The following is a 16,210-nucleotide window of genomic DNA, read 5'->3' as shown; positions in this document are numbered from 1 at the left end:
ATCGATTAAGAGTTTATGGATTACGGAAAAGAGTTCAAGAATTACGCCATAAAGGATCAGGGTATCAGCAGTATGTATTATGACAAGATAATGAGCAGCATGTACCCTGTAAACATGACCCCCAACATAATCGAGGAAAGACAGCTCAATGCCATTGCCATGGATGTTTTCTCCCGTTTGATGATGGATAGAATCATCTTTTTGGGAACAGGTATCAATGACCAAGTGGCCAACATAGTTCAAGCACAACTATTGTTTTTGGAAAGTGCGGACGCCTCCAAGGACATACAGATATATATCAATTCGCCCGGCGGCAGTGTCTATGCCGGTCTTGGCATCTATGACACCATGCAATTCATAAAGCCTGACGTAGCCACCATTTGTACAGGAATGGCGGCCTCCATGGGAGCCGTATTATTGTGTGCGGGCCAAAAAGGAAAACGCAGTGGTTTGTCCCATTCAAGGGTTATGATCCACCAACCCATGGGTGGCGCACAAGGGCAGGCAAGCGACATTGAAATTACCGCTCGTGAAATCCTTAAATTGAAGGAGGAACTATACCAAATAATTTCCAAACACTCAGGTCAGCCCATAGAAAAAATCCATGAGGACAGTGATCGGGATTATTGGATGAAAGCCGATGTTGCCCTGGAATATGGTATGATTGACGAGATTTTAGTAAGGGACAAAGAATAATTTCGTCCAATAAGCTAGAATTTTATTTTTTAGTGAACCAAAAACCAATAATATTCGTTAAGTTTTTGGTCAGATTATCTTTTATATGGCAAAGGAAAACTTAGAATGCTCGTTTTGTGGAAGGAAAAAGCCGGAAACCAATTTATTGATAGCCGGCCTGGATGCCCATATTTGTGATAGATGTATCGAGCAGGCCCATGGAATCGTTGCAGAGGAAACAAGACAGACCAAAACCAATGACCTATCATCTGAACTTACGCTCAAAAAGCCTCAAGAAATAAAGGACTTTTTGGATACTTTCATTATCGGTCAGGAACGCACAAAAAAGGTCATGTCGGTCGCTGTTTACAATCACTACAAAAGACTGTTGCAACCAGCTTCCAAGGAGGACGATGTGGAGATACAGAAAAGCAATATTATCATGGTAGGCCAAACGGGAACAGGAAAAACCCTTATGGCAAAAACCATTGCAAAAATGCTCAATGTTCCCCTGGCCATTGTGGATGCTACGGTATTGACCGAAGCAGGGTATGTGGGGGAAGATGTGGAAAGTATCCTGACCCGCTTGTTACAGGCCGCGGACTACAATCTGGAAAAAGCAGAGCGTGGCATCGTTTTTATCGATGAAATTGACAAAATTGCCCGTAAAAGCGACAACCCTTCCATTACGAGGGACGTATCTGGAGAGGGAGTTCAACAAGGACTGCTGAAATTGTTGGAAGGTACTACCGTAAACGTTCCACCCAAAGGTGGAAGGAAACATCCGGACCAAAAATTTATCGAGGTAAATACGGAAAATATCTTGTTCGTTGCAGGAGGTGCTTTTGATGGGATTGAAAGGGCCATCACAAAACGCTTGAACCTACAAGCGGTTGGTTACAGTGCTTCCAAGGCAGAGGAGAATCTGGACGAATCCAATATCCTCCAATATATCATCCCAAAGGATCTCAAGGAATTTGGATTGATTCCGGAAATCATTGGTAGGCTTCCCGTACTTACGCATATGAATCCGCTGGACAAAAAAACATTGAGGGCCATATTAACGGAACCCAAAAATGCCATTATAAAGCAGTATGAAAAACTGTTCGCCATGGACAATATCTCGTTTACCATAACGGAGCAGGCCTTGGATTATATAGTGGACAAAGCGATTGAATACAAACTGGGCGCTAGAGGTTTGAGATCTCTCTGCGAAGCTATTTTTACGGACGCCATGTTTGAGATGCCCAGTACGGACGAAAGGGACTTCAAGGTTACAAAGCCCTATGCAGAACAAAAACTGTCCTACGAAACAGTTAAAAAATTAAAGGCGGTTTCTTAAACCGCCTTTTTCTTTTCAATCTTTTCCGGGATGTTTATCGAGGTGACTTCGTTCAACAAGGATAAACAGACTTTCCTAATTATTTTTTCATCGGTATAAAGTGTGTGCCCGTAATTTGGAACGATATCCATTTCCACATCTAACTTATTGGCCCAAATATCATCGGGCCTATTGGTATCCCTTTCCCCATATATGAGATTTAGGGAAACCAAAGGCTTTTCGTCCTGTAACCTTATTCTTGTTGGGGAAATCGCATAAAGCGACTTTACCGGTAGACCTTTTTTTGCGGCATTCCAAACAATGGTACCTCCTGTGCTGAACGCTAGGAAATAGCAAGGTAAAGTTTCCTTTTTCAGAAGATGGGCTACCGCGGTATCGATACCTCCATTTACAAAAGCATCATGGATGTTCTGCTCGGTCTGTACTGGCAAATCAATATTCGCAAGTTGTTGGCTATCATAAAAAGTGATATCAAAATATTGCTGTAAATATCCTAAATATGAAGTAATCCAAAGGCCATTTTTGGTGCCCCACATATCCGAGACAATAACTAGTTTTTCAGCCATAATATTTATTTTGTAAATTAATAATTTGGGAACTAGACCCTTAAATTGATTATTTAACGGCCTATTCTGTAATTTATTTGGTAATTCGTCCCAAATCCTCGATGTAAGACCATTCCTATATTAGAAATCGCCTTAAATATCCTAACTTTCTTTGGTAAGTTCTTCACGCACCGGATGGCCGGAAGAGGAATTCATACACAATAATTTCTCCAAGTAGTCCCTCCTGTTCGAGAGCCTTGGAATTTTATGCTGTCCTCCCAATTTATCATTGATTTTTAACCAATCATAAAACAGGTTTTCCCGAGCCACATGGACCTTGGGTATCTCAAGGGTAATGTTGTTATAGCGCTTCGCCTCGTAATCTGAGTTCAGGGACTTTAAAGCGTTATCCAGTAATTCCGTAAAATAATTTAAATCTTCCGGTGCCTTTCTAAACTCGATTATCCATTCGTGCGATCCCTTCTTCTTTCCGTTCATGAAAATAGGTCCTGCGGTATAGTCCTTTATTTCAGTCCTGGTTTTTAGACATACCATTTTTAGGGCTTCTTCGGCATTTTCAATTATCAATTCCTCGCCAAAAACATTGATGTGATGCTTGGTCCTTCCCGTTATCCGAATCCTATAGGGGCTCTTGGATGTAAAACGGACAGTATCCCCGATCTTATAACGCCATAAACCCGAATTGGTAGTAATCACGATGGCGTAGTTCTTACCAATTTCCACTTCCCATAATGGAATGCATTCCTGCTGTTCCGTTCCATAGATATCCATAGGGATGAACTCGTAGAAAATCCCGTAATCCAACATCAACAAAAGATCTTCAGCATTATTCCGGTCCTGAATGGCAAAGAACCCTTCCGATGCATTGTATATCTCATAATACCGAAAATTCTTTCGCGGCAAGAGACTCTTATACTGTTCCCTATACGGGCTAAAACTTACACCCCCATGAAAATAGACCTCAAGGTTCTCCCAAACCTGAAATAGGTGTTCTTTGCCCGTTTCCTGTAAAACATTGTTCAACAAAACCAACATCCAGGAAGGAACGCCGGCCAAACTGGTCACATTTTCCTGAACGCTTTCCTTAATAATGGCGCCAAGCTTGGTCTCCCACTCGCTCATCAAGGAAACCTTATTGCTTGGGGTACTACTAAATTCCGCCCAAAGAGGCATATTGTCGATCAAGATGGCGGACAAATCTCCAAAAAAAGAACCATTGTCCTCATACAACTCCTTACTGCCCCCCAAACGTAGACTCTTGCCCGTAAACAATTGTGAATCCTCGTTATTGTTTAGATACAGGCATAACAAGTCCTTTCCAGATTTATAATGACAGTCCTCCAATGCCTCTGAACTTACTGGTATAAATTTGCTTTTGGCATTGGTGGTTCCGCTGCTCTTTGCAAACAGCTTTACGGTAGTGGGCCAGAACAAGTTCTGTTCCCCTTTTCTGGTCCTCTCTATGATGGGTTCCACTTCCTCGTAGGATACCACTGGAAGTCTCTCCTTATATGTCTCATAATTGTTTATGGACTCAAAATCATAATGTCGTCCAATTTCAGTGTCCTCTGCAAATTCCAACAGGTTCAACAATACCTCTTCCTGTACCTCCTCTGGATACTTTAGGAAAAGTTCTATCTGGTGATAGCGCTTTTTAAGTAACCAAGAGGCTATGGAATTGAAAAGTGGAATGGACATTTTTGGGTATCTTTAACATCTAAAAATAGGGTATATCCCCATCATTTTCAAATTGAAGTTTTAATAGAGTTAACAATGCAATACGAAGGTGTCCTAAAAAAAATGCAGACGGAAATGGCAAGTCCCATCCAGTATTATTTGGTATTTGAATCGGACTTCCTGAATATGAACCAAGTACTGGACTGCCAATTGCAAATTAAACTCATTAAACACCAATGTCTCAACTGCGGTAATGACCGACCCATTTATCGCCAAGGCTTTTGTAGATCCTGCTTTTTTGACATTCCCGCTGCGGGCGATTGGATAATGCGACCCGAACTAAGCACCGCGCATTTGAATCAAGAGGACCGCGATCTGGAATACGAGAAAAAAGTGCAGTTGCAGCCCCACATTGTTTATTTGGCGAATTCCAGCAATATAAAAGTGGGAGTTACGAGAAAGACCCAGATTCCCACACGATGGATCGATCAAGGGGCGCATGAAGCGATTGAAATCGTGGAAGTGCCCAACAGGTATTTGGCAGGTATTACGGAAGTTGCACTCAAAGACCATGTATCAGATAAAACCAACTGGCGCAAAATGCTCACCAATGATATTGAAGATCAGGATTTGGTAGCGTGGCGCAATACCCTTAGGTCCTACATTCCACAAGAGGCCCTGCCCTATTTCATTGAAAGCAATACGGAAACTAATTTGGAATTCCCCGTATTAAAATTTCCGGAGAAGGTCAAGAGCCTAAGCCTGGACAAAACCCCAACATATCAAGGAATCCTTAAAGGAATTAAAGGTCAGTATCTCATTTTTGAGGACAATACCGTGTTCAATATTCGGGGAAGTGAGGGCTACTATATTGGTCTTACCATTAGTTAACGGAATCCTTTTTAGCCTCCGTTTCTGTCTTTTTCTTCCCAAAAAGACCTTTTAACACATCCTTGGCGGCTTCCTTCACGGCTTCCTCCTTTTTAGGTGGTGTAGAAAGCGTATCCGTTTTTATTTTTGTGGAATCCGCTTTATTGGAACCACCCAATATACCGCTCAATACTTCCTTGGCTCCTGTTTTGGTATCCTGACCGGTGGTATCCTTTTTGGTTGAGCCGGATAAGATATCCCCTATCAAATCCTTGGCCTTATCCTTTCCTTTATTGACCAATTTTTGCTTTTCTATCTCGATTAATTGGTTGGTCAATGTTTTTATGCCCGATGTCAAGTCGGTTGTAATTTCCGGGCTATTGTAAACCCCACCGATATTGGCCGTAACGGGAATGGTTAAGCTATCCAGGGAACGATCATCTATCCTAGCAATCAGGTTATTTATGTCCTTGCCCAAATATTTGGATGGAACCTGTAAAGTGGCCTTGTAATTCATTTTTTGGTCAAAAGTGTGGTTTCCGTCCACGTTAATTTCTATATCCTGATATCTAATACTGAAGGGTTTTACCGCGACCAATCCATTTTCAAAGGATAGTTTTGTCTTTAATTCCTTCAAGCTCAGTTTTTCCAAATCGATAAAATCCAACTTGGTATCCAACGCGGATAGCACCGGCGCTTTATCCGTACTGATTTCCCTTGTAATGACATCGGCGAGGATATTACCGGTCAACGAAAGTAGGTCTGGCGTAAAATCATCGGTCAAATTACCTGAAAGGGAAATATCGGAACTGAATTTCCCCTTGAGAATTCTTGCCACTGGTGCCAAGACCTGAAACAATTCCAATGCCTGAAAGCTTTCTTGCAATTCCAATTGGTCCAAAGCCAGCTGCATGGCAAAAGTGGGGGTTTCCTGTTTTGTGGAAACCTCCCCGTTAAAGGCGACCTTACCATCGAACAAAGAGGATGTCATATTTCTCAAGGTCGCTTTTTCGTCCTTGATCCTAAGACTACCTTTGACGTCACGCAGCGTGATGTTGTCATAGATTACGATATTCGCCGAGGCGTTAAAGTTGGCGTCCAAAAATGACGGTATCTTTATTTTTTCTTCCGATGGCATTGTTTGGGAGGCCGTTTCTCCCGATGTTTCCCCAGAATCCTCCACCATAAAATCGTTCAGGGCAAAGGTGTTTGAAACCAGGTCAAAGTTGCCCTCCACATTTTCATTATTGAACAGATAGCCCAGAAAATTGTTGATGGTACCTGTAATCCGGAAATCCGTTTGCCCCGTGGAACCCTTCATTTCGCGCAACGTAACCGACTTTGGGTTGAACGCGACCGATGTGGCATTCAGCACAACCGGATTGGGAATCTCCTCGGATTTGTATTCAAAATCGGTCAGGGTCATTTGCCCTTCCGTCTTCGTATTCTCGTACTGTTTCCTTTCAATGGTTGCCATATCAAAAGCCGTGGAAATATCGGCATTCAACAGCCCCTTTAAACTAAGTCCCGCCGGTACGGGGTATGCCTTTTCAAGATTGGCCAAGTTCATTTTTCCGTCCAAATGGGCATCGACTTTGGTATTGCCCATTAATTCGGAAATTTTTGAGGTCATATTGAAACGATCCTCATCGATCATGAAGGATGTACGATTGATATCCACGTACGTATCTTCGGCCAAACCACTATTATTGTTTATCGCTACATCAATGAATATATTTTTTACCGTTTTGGGCAGATCCGGGTATTTGAACGAAGCATTGTTCGAATTGATCTTGATATTGAATTGTGGAATATGCTCCTCGTCCACGATTCCGTTAAAGCGGCCCTCCACCACAAAGTCGCCCGTGGTCGTCACATTTTCAATATTCTTGGAATACGTTTCAGGAATGACCGCCAAGAAATTTTTAAAATCGGACGACGGTGTCTTAAAACTAATATCCACTTCCTGGTTGTCCTCGTTCAATTTCACAAAACCTTCGAAAACCAAGGGAAGTTGATTGACCAGTGCCTCGTTCCTTAAAAAGGAATATTTGTTTTCGTTCAAATCGATTCCGATCAGGGCATCCAGTTGCACCTTGTTCCTGTTCAAATAATTGGTGCTGTCCATTTCAAAGGAAACAAGGGCATCCGTGTGGGTATCCAGTTCCGAGGTTGCCAGGGAAAGGTCCCCGGTTCCCTTATGGTTCATTGCATCGATTTCCAAATGAATGCCCGTGGAAAAATCATCATACAAAATTTTGGAATCGTTTATTTCGTAGGATTCCATGTTGAAGGAAAAACCTTCAGTATCCGATGCAGTTTCGGCACCCGTTGTTTCGGACTCCAAGGCAATATCGTAATTGGCATTTTCGGCTTCGTCCAACTTTATATGTAAAAGCGCCTTGTCCACCTGTAACCTTGAAATGGATATGGGCTCCCCGCTGGATTTCAGCAATTGCATAACGCCCATGGACAATGAGACTTCCTTGGAGGCAAACAAAGTGTCGCCCTCAAAAGGAGCCTTGTTCACCAAGCTCACGTCCTTTAAGCTAACCTCGGCATTGGGAAAACTACGGATGAGACTTAATTTGGCATCGGAAAAATCCAAGGTCGCGTTAACGGAACTATTTACATTGTTCCTAATGATGTCCCCAATTTTAGCTTCCAGAAAAAAAGGTATGGAAACCAACAGGGCAATAATCAGTACAAGGATAATGCCCACTATTTTTAATATCTTCTTCATATGTTAATTTAAAAAAGCAATTTCTTTCAACAACTTATTGAAAATCCATGGGAATTATGGACGTTTTTCTACCGATTATTGATGCTACCGATAGAACTCAAAAACCACCGCGATTATTATGCATCTAGGTCGATTTCCTCACCTATGGCGAGGTTAAATCGTTTCCGCATGATATATACGAAGAAATAAAGGAAAGGGGTGTCGATCAATGCTATAAATATCTTAAAAAGGAAGCCGCTTACCACAAGGCCGAAAAACAGGTCCCATGGCAAGACCTTAAATATGCAGAGCAAGCCTACCACCGTGAACGTATCCACAAATTGGGACAGAAAAGTGGAAAAATTGTTCCGAAGCCACAGGTATTTTCCTCGTGTCAGTTTTTTCCAGAAATGGTAAATGGCAATATCAATGTACTGCGCCGCCAAATACGCCAGCATGGAGGCCAAAACCGCTATGGGCGAGAGCGCGAATACCCGACTAAAAATCGCATCATCCAATGGGGACGATTCTATGGCAGGGGCCACATCGGCCAAAAGCACCAGTCCCATGGAGAAAAATGAAGCGAAAATACCGGCGGTCACGATCTGGTTTGCCTTTTTTCGCCCAAAAATTTCGGATATCAAGTCGGTAATCAAAAACGTAATGGGATAGGGCAACACACCTACTGAAATTTCGAACAGGGAAACTCCAAAAACGGTAAGGTCCCCAAAGGGCTTCCAATAGAAAAACTTTTGAAAGATAAGATTGGACACTACCAGCGAAGTGATGAACAGCGCACCAAGGTACAAATAGATACGTCTGGCCAACAATTTATCCTTTTGCACCATCTTAATCGATGTTCAGGGTAAAGGGCATTCTGGCCTGGATGCCTTTTTGGTTCATGTAGGATTTAATGTCTTTAAGTACTTGATACGTTTCTTCCCCTATCTCCTCCTTGATCATATTTTCCCTCATCTTGGCTCCGGCACCGGATATATCTTCCATAAAACGCTCAAAACCTGATTTGTACTTGGGGTATTTGCGTATACCGTAACTTTCTATTTCGGCCATTCCTGCGGCCGCTGCAATGGCATCTTCCAACGTACCTAGCTCGTCCACCAAGCCCAATCGTTGTGCGTCCACACCGCTCCAGACCCTGCCTTGTGCAATGCTATCGGCCTGGGCCATGGAAATGTTCCTGCCATTGGAAACCCGTGATAAAAAGGTTTCATATGTATCCTCGATACTCTCCTGCACCTGGTTCCTAAAGGTCTCGCCCATAGGCTCAAATAGGGAATACTCTACCGAGTTCTTATTGGTGCCCACTTGCTCCGCATTGATACCGATGTCCTTGGCCAGGCCTTCGATATTGGGAATCGTTCCAAAAACCCCGATCGATCCCGTAATGGTGGTGGGTTCGGCAAAAATTTTATCGGCTCCGGCCGCAATATAATAACCGCCAGAGGCCGCCACGTTCCCCATGGACACCACTACGGGCTTCACTTCCTTGGCCAGTTCCACTTCCCTCCAGATAATATCCGAAGTTAGGGCACTACCTCCAGGTGAATTTACCCGAAGCACGATTGCCTTTACCTTTTCATCCTCCCGCGCCTTGATCAAGGCCTCGTTGATAATTCCCTGACCTATGATATCCGGTCCACCTTCACCATAAAGGATTTCGCCTTGGGCAAAAATGACCGCAATCTTATCGTTTCCGGACCTAACTTCTTTTTTCGAGGAATATTGGGTGTAGTCGTCCAAGGATATATAATTGATATCCTCATTTTCTTCTTCGGTGAGTGCCTTGGCGATAACGCTTTCGTATTGGTCATAAAAAAGAACGTTATCTATCAATCGGTTTTGTTTGGCATATTTGGGCAGCCTACCACCCAAGGTGTCCGCGATGGTATTTAGGTCCGAAGTTGAAATCCCTCGAGAAATGGAAATATCGTCTATCATGGAATCCCAAAGGGATTGGATCAGCTCCTTTATCTGGGTCCTATTGGCCTCGCTCATTTCATTTTCCAAATAGGGCTCCACGGCACTTTTATATTTCCCGTGCCGAATCACCTCCATTTTCACACCTGTTTTTTCCTGTAAGTCCTTAAAATAAAGTACTTCGGAAGAAAGTCCCCTAAAATCCATTACCCCTACCGGATTCAAGAAAACGGAATCCGCCACACTGGCCAAATAATAATCCTTCTGGGAATAAAAATCGCCGTAGGCGTATATGAACTTCCCGGATTCCTTAAAGTCCTCCAATACTTTTCTAAGTGTTTGGGTCTGGGCCAATCCGGCCAGTAAAAAATTATTGTTGATGCTTATGCCCTTTATCCTGTCATCATCCTTGGCAACCGTTATTGCCTGAAGAATTTCGTCCAAACCTTGGGATTCCTCGAAAAGACCTGAAAACGGATTCAGTTCGCTGCTACCGGTATAATCCGCTATGGGTCGCTGCAGTTGTATTTCCAAAACTGAATTGTCCTTGACTTTTACGGTATCATCACCGCTGCCCAGCAAAGCGATGAATACAAAAAACATCACAAAGACTATTCCCAAAGCAATCAAGGTCCCCAGAATTGCCGCTAAAAGGTTTCTCAAAAACTTCATGAAAACGCAATTTTTATTAGCTTCCAAAGATAACCAATGTGAATTTGTTTTAGTTATTTTGCCATTATATTATGACAGAATCCCAAAGAGTTTATTTTTCCATAGGCAGTAATCTGGGCCAAAAACGCAACAACCTACAAAAAGCAATATTCATGATTGGGGAGCGTATTGGCGACGTCACCGCTGTATCGAGCGTTTATATTACGCCCTCATGGGGTTTTGAGTCTGATGATTTCTACAATGTCTGTCTCGAAGCCCAAACGACCTTGAAACCAGCGGAGGTATTGGAGCAACTTTTGGCCATTGAAAAACAGTTAGGGCGTGAAAGAAGTTTAGAATCTGGATACCAAAGCAGGAACATAGACCTTGACATCATTTATTATGAAACCCTTGTGGTGGATACGGACCAATTGACCCTTCCGCATCCCAGAATGGCGGAACGTAAATTCGTACTTAAACCTTTGGCCGATATCGCCCCGCAATTCTACCATCCCATCGTAAACAAGGACACCCGAAATTTGTTACAGGAAACTAGGGACAAGAGCGAGATTACCAAGCTGCCCATCAAACTCTTTAAAAATAGGATGGAGTTGTTTTCCGATGTACAGTTTCTCGCTATTGAAGGAAATATAGGTGCCGGTAAAACAAGTTTGGCGACCAAAATATCCGAAGATTTCAATGCCAAACTGATTCTGGAACGTTTTGCCGAAAATCCGTTTTTGCCAAATTTTTATAAGGACAAGTCGCGGTACGCCTTTCCATTGGAGATGTCCTTTTTGGCCGATAGGTACCAGCAATACATGGACGATACCAATCAATTTGACCTTTTCAAGAACTTTATGGTCAGTGATTATGACATCTTCAAGTCGCTCATCTTTGCCAAGGTGACCCTTCAAAAAGATGAATTTGATCTCTACCGAAAGATTTTCAATTTCATGTACAAGGAGGTCAAAAAACCCAGAATATACGTCTATCTGTACCAGACCACGGAGCGACTTTTGCAGCAGATCAAAATGCGGGGCAGAGACTACGAAATGGGCATCGACGGCAAATATCTTGAGAAAATAAATCGCGGTTATCTCGATTTTTTAAGGACGTATCCACAACAAAACCAATTGATTATGGATGTTTCCGAGCTTGACTTTGTAAATAAACAAACTGATTACAAAACCATCTTAGAAAGTATTTCCAGCTTTGCACTTCAACAGAGGGATTAACACAATTTTGGCAAATTTCTTGCACAATAGAAATGAATTTACTTTCTTGGTAGGCTCTTTTGAGAAACTAACTAACTCAAACTATATGAAAGGCCCGGTTATGCCGGGCTTTTATTTTTGAAGTTTGCTCCAAAAATCCCAAATTACCACCCCCACGCTCACGGAGATATTCAAGGAATGTTTGGTTCCAAATTGGGGAATTTCCAAAACGGAATCACAGGCGTCCACTACTTTCTGCTGTACCCCTTTCACTTCGTTACCAAAAATCAGCGCATACTTTCCCGTTTTTTGGGGCATAAACTCATGAAGCATCCGTGCACCTTTCGCCTGCTCTATCGCCAACTTTAGATAGCCCTGGGAACCAAGTCTTGGCAGCAAATCCGTAATGTCTTCCACATACTCCCACTCCACACTATCGGTAGCGCCAAGGGCCGTTTTATGGATGTCCTTATGGGGCGGTTTTGCGGTAATACCACAGAGGTAGATTTTTTCCACCAAAAAGGCATCGGAGGTTCTAAATACGGAGCCAATATTGTTCAGACTTCGAATGTTGTCCAATACGATACAAACCGGAATTTTTTCGGTTTTCTTAAAAGCGTCCACATCCAGTCGTTCCAGTTCCTCGTTCCTCAATTTTCTCATATGATACTTTTCAACTATCGACGGTAAATATCAACAAAAATTCAAATCGCTTGGGGAATGCCATATATTCGTGTTGAATCGACAAAAATAGCTAGAGAACACGTGGCAGCGAAAGGAAATACGAAAAAGGTGACCCCTTTGATGAAGCAATACAACACCATCAAGACCAAATATCCTGATGCCCTGTTGCTCTTTCGTGTGGGCGATTTTTACGAGACTTTTGGGGAAGATGCCGTAAGGGCATCCAAAATTCTTGGCATTATCCTTACCCATAGAAACAATGGCGGTGACCGGACGGAACTTGCCGGTTTCCCCCACCATTCCTTGAACACGTACCTGCCCAAATTGGTTAAGGCCGGGCAACGTGTGGCCATTTGTGACCAGTTGGAGGACCCCAAACAAACCAAGACCATCGTAAAAAGAGGGGTCACGGAATTGGTAACACCGGGCGTAGCCTTAAACGACGATATCCTAAATTCCAAAAGCAATAATTTTCTATGTGCCGTTCACTTCGGAAGAAAAAAAATAGGGATTGCCTTTGCGGATATCTCCACTGGGGAGTTCTTGACTTCGGAAGGAAGCGAAGAGCAGGTGGACAAACTTTTACAGAATTTCTCGCCCAATGAAATCCTTATCGCAAAATCGCATAAAAAGGAATTCGCCGAAATCTTTGGTACTAGCTTCCACACCTTTTACATGGAAGATTGGGTCTATCAAGAAGACTATGCCCTTGAAAATCTCACCAACCATTTTAAGACCAAATCCCTGAAAGGTTTTGGGGTGGACCACTTGGAACATGGTATTATTGCATCGGGGGTAATTTTGCATTACCTATCCGAAACCCAGCATAGGCAGTTACAGCATATCAACACCCTACAGCGGATCGCCGAGGACGAGTATATTTGGATGGACCGCTTTACCATAAAAAACCTTGAACTGTACCATTCCAACAACGAAAATGCCGTTACGCTGTTGGATGTTATTGATAGGACCCTTTCGCCCATGGGAGGAAGAATGATCAAACGCTGGTTGGCCTTACCACTTAAAAACGTACAAAAAATAAAGAGTCGGCATCAGGTTGTAAAACACTTGTTCGAAAACGAGGAAATACTTCACAAATTAATGTCCAACATCAAACATATGGGCGATTTGGAACGGCTCATTTCCAAGATTTCTACTGGAAAGGTAAACCCCAAGGAGGTAGTACAGCTTAAGAATTCCTTGGAGTCCGTCGTACCTATAAAACAGCTTACCAGCAATTCCCAAAACGAGGCATTGGCACTTATTGGGGACAAATTGCATTCCTGTGATCTTTTGCGAAACAAGATCAAGGAAATGCTGAACGAGGAAGCCCCCGTAAACATTTTAAAAGGAAATGTCATTGCCGAAGGTTTTTCCGAAGAACTTGACGAACTACGGGGACTGGCAACCCGTGGGAAGGACTATCTGGACCAGATGCTGGAACGCGAAACACAGGCTACCGGTATTTCCTCGCTTAAGATTGCTTCCAACAACGTTTTTGGATATTACATAGAAGTCCGGAACACCCACAAAAACAAGGTTCCGGAATCCTGGATACGTAAACAGACCTTGGTCAATGCGGAGCGCTATATTACGGAGGAACTCAAGGAATACGAGTCCAAGATTTTAGGGGCGGAAGAACGTATCACCTCTCTGGAGCAGCAACTTTTCTCCCAGTTGATCGTGTGGATGCAGGAATACATACAGCCCGTTCAAAACAACGCGCACTTGATCGCACAGCTCGACTGTCTCTGCGGATTTACCCAATTGGCAAAGGAAAATCAATACGTTGCCCCTGAACTCAATGATTCTACTGACATTATCATTAAGAACGGACGCCATCCGGTCATAGAAAAACAACTTCCATTGGGCGAGGCCTACATTGCCAATGACGTATCCTTAGATCGCAGTGGCCAACAGATTATCATGATTACAGGTCCCAATATGAGCGGTAAATCGGCCATTCTAAGACAAACGGCCCTTATCGTGCTTTTGGCCCAAATGGGAAGTTTTGTGCCGGCGGAAGCTGCTCAAATTGGCTATGTGGATAAAATTTTTACCCGTGTAGGCGCCAGTGACAACATATCGATGGGAGAATCGACCTTTATGGTAGAAATGAACGAGACCGCCTCCATCCTCAACAACCTTTCCGAACGCAGTTTGGTCCTCTTGGACGAAATTGGCAGGGGAACTAGTACCTATGACGGCATATCCATCGCTTGGGCGATTTCGGAGTATTTACACGAACATCCAGCGAGGGCAAAGACGCTATTTGCTACGCACTACCACGAATTGAACGAAATGGCGGCCACCTTTGACCGTATTAAAAACTACAATGTCTCCGTAAAGGAACTAAAGGATAACGTATTGTTCCTCAGAAAATTGACACCAGGCGGCAGCGAACATAGCTTTGGTATACACGTAGCCAAAATGGCGGGCATGCCCCAGCAGGTAATCGCAAAAGCAAATAAGATTCTCAAGAAATTGGAGAAATCCCACTCCAGCGAGGAACTTACGGAAAAAATGAGCTCCGTGCCCGATGATATGCAACTCAGCTTCTTCAATTTGGACGACCCTTTATTGGAGGAAATCAAGGAAGAAATCCTACATTTAGACATTGATACGCTGACCCCTGTAGAGGCTTTGATGAAATTGAACGAGATAAAACGCTTGTTATCAAAAAAGAAGAAAGCCACCTCCTAAGAAAAGCCATAGTTTTGCTTTTTTTACTTTGACATTTATAGAATTGTATTAAATTTGCATCCGCATCTTTTAGGAGATGTACGTTCTTAAAAACATTCGAAATAGCATTCCATATCTCCAATACGTATTGGATAGGAATAGAGCTATAGATTTCTTATCTGAGATTTAGTTGCTTGAAGTGATTTTCGAAAAATGCGAAAATAGCTCAGTTGGTAGAGCGCCACCTTGCCAAGGTGGAGGTCGCGGGTTCGAATCCCGTTTTTCGCTCGACTTGAACTCCGCTCAGTCACCCCTGGTGGAGTTTTTTGTTTAAAATAATAAGTCCTGCTCGAGTGGTGGAATTGGTAGACACGCCGGACTTAAAATCCTGTGGGCATTTGCCCGTGCGGGTTCAAGTCCCGCCTCGAGTACAGAAACCCTTGTTAATCAAATGATTTTCAAGGGTTTTTAATTATTATAATTTCGATTTATATAAGCAGTTTCCAAAGCCTCTTATAAAAATAGGGATTTTATTTTTTTAGAAAATCATTCGAATACCAGCAAAAATTAAGTCTTCCCCATTAAACCTTTTCCTATTTTAGGCCTCTAAAATTAGAGACACTAAATAACCAATATTATTATGAGTAGAAAATCAGAGAACACCTTTAGGGAATTTCACCGCTATCTAGGCTTTTTCCTTGCTGGTATAATGGCCGTTTATGCCATTAGCGGTATTGTGCTGACCTTTCGTAACACAGATTTCCTAAAAAAGGAGGTAACAATTACAAAAACCGTCCCTGCAGGCCTCAATGAGGAAAAACTTGGGGAGGAACTTAAAATGCGCTTCTTCAAGGTCGATAAGACCGAAGGCGATATTGTCTATTTTGGCAATGGCACCTATAACAAGGCTACGGGCGATGTATCCTATACGGAAAAACGTCAGCCCATCGTCATCGAAAAAATGAACAAACTGCATAAGATGCACCAAGGGAATCCCTTATTTTGGCTAGCAATCTTATTTGGGGTAGGTTTGCTGTTTTTTTCGGTATCCGCCTTTTTTATGATCAATCCAAAAGCGCCCATTTATAAAAAGGGTATCTATTTTGCCGTTGCTGGATTTTTATTGACGGTAGTCCTTTTGATGGTGTAATCCATTAGCAACCTTAAAAAAAAACCGGGCAATTGT

12 protein-coding genes and 2 tRNA genes are annotated in these 16,210 nt (G+C 42.8%); 8 read left to right on the top strand and 6 right to left on the bottom strand.

Annotated features, from left to right (window positions below):
* Positions 1-15 precede the first annotated feature (15 nt).
* Together clpP and clpX are read left to right on the top strand one after the other, a co-directional pair.
* Positions 16-696 carry an ATP-dependent Clp endopeptidase proteolytic subunit ClpP gene (gene clpP / locus PP181_RS05765; RefSeq protein WP_138259060.1) on the top strand — a complete coding sequence of 227 codons (681 nt, stop codon included), beginning with the start codon at positions 16-18 and terminating at the stop codon, positions 694-696.
* A gap of 85 nt (positions 697-781) precedes the next feature.
* Positions 782-2,017 (top strand): ATP-dependent Clp protease ATP-binding subunit ClpX, encoded by a 1,236-nt coding sequence (gene clpX, locus PP181_RS05760; protein WP_154917070.1) that lies wholly within the window; start codon positions 782-784, stop codon positions 2,015-2,017.
* On the opposite strand, the gene PP181_RS05755 is transcribed toward clpX, so the two are convergent.
* On the bottom strand, positions 2,014-2,583 hold the full coding sequence (locus PP181_RS05755; RefSeq protein WP_272636323.1) for a hypothetical protein: 570 nt from the start codon (positions 2,581-2,583) through the stop codon (positions 2,014-2,016). The two genes, clpX and PP181_RS05755, sit on opposite strands and share 4 nt — an antisense overlap.
* Before the next feature lie 141 nt (positions 2,584-2,724).
* Positions 2,725-4,281, bottom strand: coding sequence for a GH3 auxin-responsive promoter family protein (locus PP181_RS05750; RefSeq protein ID WP_154917072.1), 1,557 nt, complete (start codon positions 4,279-4,281; stop codon positions 2,725-2,727).
* A gap of 75 nt (positions 4,282-4,356) precedes the next feature.
* Between PP181_RS05750 and PP181_RS05745 the strand changes: the two genes are divergently transcribed.
* Positions 4,357-5,151, top strand: a complete 795-nt coding sequence (locus tag PP181_RS05745) for a DUF2797 domain-containing protein (RefSeq protein ID WP_154917073.1) — start codon at positions 4,357-4,359, stop codon at positions 5,149-5,151.
* Here PP181_RS05745 and PP181_RS05740 read toward each other — a convergent pair.
* From PP181_RS05740 to sppA, 3 genes are all read right to left on the bottom strand, one after another.
* Complete coding sequence (locus PP181_RS05740) at positions 5,144-7,873, bottom strand: AsmA-like C-terminal region-containing protein (protein ID WP_272636322.1); 2,730 nt, start codon at positions 7,871-7,873, stop codon at positions 5,144-5,146. The genes PP181_RS05745 and PP181_RS05740 overlap by 8 nt on opposite strands.
* Positions 7,874-7,989: 116 nt before the next feature.
* The gene (locus PP181_RS05735) at positions 7,990-8,700 is read right to left on the bottom strand and encodes a queuosine precursor transporter (RefSeq protein WP_272636321.1); all 711 of its coding nucleotides are present in this window, start codon (positions 8,698-8,700) and stop codon (positions 7,990-7,992) included.
* A gap of 1 nt (position 8,701) precedes the next feature.
* Positions 8,702-10,462, bottom strand: a complete 1,761-nt coding sequence (gene sppA, locus PP181_RS05730) for a signal peptide peptidase SppA (RefSeq protein WP_272636320.1) — start codon at positions 10,460-10,462, stop codon at positions 8,702-8,704.
* A 71-nt stretch (positions 10,463-10,533) separates the two neighbouring features.
* On the opposite strand from sppA, the gene folK reads away from it, so the two are divergent.
* A complete protein-coding gene (folK, locus tag PP181_RS05725; protein ID WP_154917077.1) occupies positions 10,534-11,679 on the top strand; it encodes a 2-amino-4-hydroxy-6-hydroxymethyldihydropteridine diphosphokinase in 1,146 nt (381 codons plus the stop codon).
* Between the two features lie 111 nt (positions 11,680-11,790).
* Here the strand turns inward: folK and PP181_RS05720 are convergent, their stop codons facing one another.
* Positions 11,791-12,321, bottom strand: coding sequence for an RNA methyltransferase (locus tag PP181_RS05720; protein WP_272636319.1), 531 nt, complete (start codon positions 12,319-12,321; stop codon positions 11,791-11,793).
* Between the two features lie 141 nt (positions 12,322-12,462).
* Between PP181_RS05720 and mutS the strand changes: the two genes are divergently transcribed.
* The 4 genes from mutS (at position 12,463) to PP181_RS05700 (ending at position 16,174) form a co-directional block, all read left to right on the top strand.
* The gene (gene mutS / locus PP181_RS05715; RefSeq protein ID WP_272636615.1) at positions 12,463-15,045 is read left to right on the top strand and encodes a DNA mismatch repair protein MutS; all 2,583 of its coding nucleotides are present in this window, start codon (positions 12,463-12,465) and stop codon (positions 15,043-15,045) included.
* A gap of 194 nt (positions 15,046-15,239) precedes the next feature.
* A tRNA-Gly gene (locus PP181_RS05710) sits at positions 15,240-15,312 on the top strand.
* A gap of 59 nt (positions 15,313-15,371) precedes the next feature.
* A tRNA-Leu gene (locus tag PP181_RS05705) sits at positions 15,372-15,455 on the top strand.
* A gap of 209 nt (positions 15,456-15,664) precedes the next feature.
* Positions 15,665-16,174 carry a PepSY-associated TM helix domain-containing protein gene (locus PP181_RS05700; RefSeq protein ID WP_272636318.1) on the top strand — a complete coding sequence of 170 codons (510 nt, stop codon included), beginning with the start codon at positions 15,665-15,667 and terminating at the stop codon, positions 16,172-16,174.
* The last annotated feature ends 36 nt before the right edge of the window (positions 16,175-16,210 follow it).

The organism is Maribacter sp. PR66 (assembly GCF_028464205.1).
GTDB lineage: Bacteria > Bacteroidota > Bacteroidia > Flavobacteriales > Flavobacteriaceae > Maribacter > Maribacter flavus.
Note: the sequence above shows the minus strand (reverse complement) of the source record. Positions and strands in the feature narration are given on the sequence as shown.

Bases quoted from the DNA above. Each gene is read 5' to 3' on its own strand.
- PP181_RS05755 (WP_272636323.1), bottom strand. From the start codon at position 2,583: ATGGCTGAAAAACTAGTTATTGTCTCGGATATGTGGGGCACCAAAAAT.
- mutS (WP_272636615.1), top strand. From the start codon at position 12,463: ATGAAGCAATACAACACCATCAAGACCAAATATCCTGATGCCCTGTTG.
- PP181_RS05700 (WP_272636318.1), top strand. From the start codon at position 15,665: ATGAGTAGAAAATCAGAGAACACCTTTAGGGAATTTCACCGCTATCTA.
- sppA (WP_272636320.1), bottom strand. From the start codon at position 10,462: ATGAAGTTTTTGAGAAACCTTTTAGCGGCAATTCTGGGGACCTTGATT.
- clpX (WP_154917070.1), top strand. From the start codon at position 782: ATGGCAAAGGAAAACTTAGAATGCTCGTTTTGTGGAAGGAAAAAGCCG.
- PP181_RS05720 (WP_272636319.1), bottom strand. From the start codon at position 12,321: ATGAGAAAATTGAGGAACGAGGAACTGGAACGACTGGATGTGGACGCT.
- PP181_RS05750 (WP_154917072.1), bottom strand. From the start codon at position 4,281: ATGTCCATTCCACTTTTCAATTCCATAGCCTCTTGGTTACTTAAAAAG.
- folK (WP_154917077.1), top strand. From the start codon at position 10,534: ATGACAGAATCCCAAAGAGTTTATTTTTCCATAGGCAGTAATCTGGGC.
- PP181_RS05735 (WP_272636321.1), bottom strand. From the start codon at position 8,700: ATGGTGCAAAAGGATAAATTGTTGGCCAGACGTATCTATTTGTACCTT.
- PP181_RS05740 (WP_272636322.1), bottom strand. From the start codon at position 7,873: ATGAAGAAGATATTAAAAATAGTGGGCATTATCCTTGTACTGATTATT.
- clpP (WP_138259060.1), top strand. From the start codon at position 16: ATGGATTACGGAAAAGAGTTCAAGAATTACGCCATAAAGGATCAGGGT.
- PP181_RS05745 (WP_154917073.1), top strand. From the start codon at position 4,357: ATGCAATACGAAGGTGTCCTAAAAAAAATGCAGACGGAAATGGCAAGT.